General features: G+C 51.4%; 1 protein-coding gene. It reads right to left on the bottom strand.

The features are described 5' to 3' along the window. The coding region (locus tag ACQ76X_RS36150; RefSeq protein ID WP_438498702.1) for a hypothetical protein at positions 1–483 on the bottom strand (483 nt) is incomplete at its 3' end. Positions 484–592 lie beyond the last annotated feature (109 nt).

Below are 592 nucleotides of genomic sequence, written 5' to 3'. Positions count from 1 at the left end.
TCGCTTCATCTCCTCCGTATTCAGGTTTTCAGGTTCATCTTCCCGTTCCCTGATATTGATTTTGGATTCGGATGTCGTGAGCGTCAGCGTATATTCACTGCGCAGCGCCTCCCCCTTCTGGGCCAGCCGTTCCCACATCTCCAGCCGATTCAGCTTCATCTGCTGGATGCCTTCACTTGCAGCAAGGCGACTGCGTTTCTCGTTCCAGAGTTCATGGCGCACGTCCGGAATTTGTTCTGCTGAAATTTGGGCACTAAAGCCTTCCTGCACGATGGCACGCAGAAATTGCTCAAATCCCCCAATTCGTGATCGTTTTTGCGCAAATACAGCCGTTCTCCAAGGAGCTGCCGTTAAGGAGGATACGACATGCAAGGTCTTCCCGCTGCGATAGAGCCAGCCATCTTCCTCCACGCCCAAAAAGGACCCAATGTCTTCCCCTGTACCGTCTTTCTTTTGTTGTTGATCATGGATATAGCGCTTCATGCGATAGGGCCACTTGAGCATATGCCCAAAGGTACTAAGCATAAAAATCGCCACAATCCATGCCATCTTGAACACGACTGGCAACGGAAGCAGAAAGGGGAATCCCCCA

The sequence above is a fragment of the Paenibacillus sp. IHBB 3054 genome (assembly GCF_051594305.1).
Taxonomy (GTDB): Bacteria; Bacillota; Bacilli; order Paenibacillales; family Paenibacillaceae; genus Paenibacillus_AQ.
The sequence above is the reverse complement of the archived record's forward strand: the minus strand, read 5'-3'. Positions and strand labels throughout refer to the sequence as shown.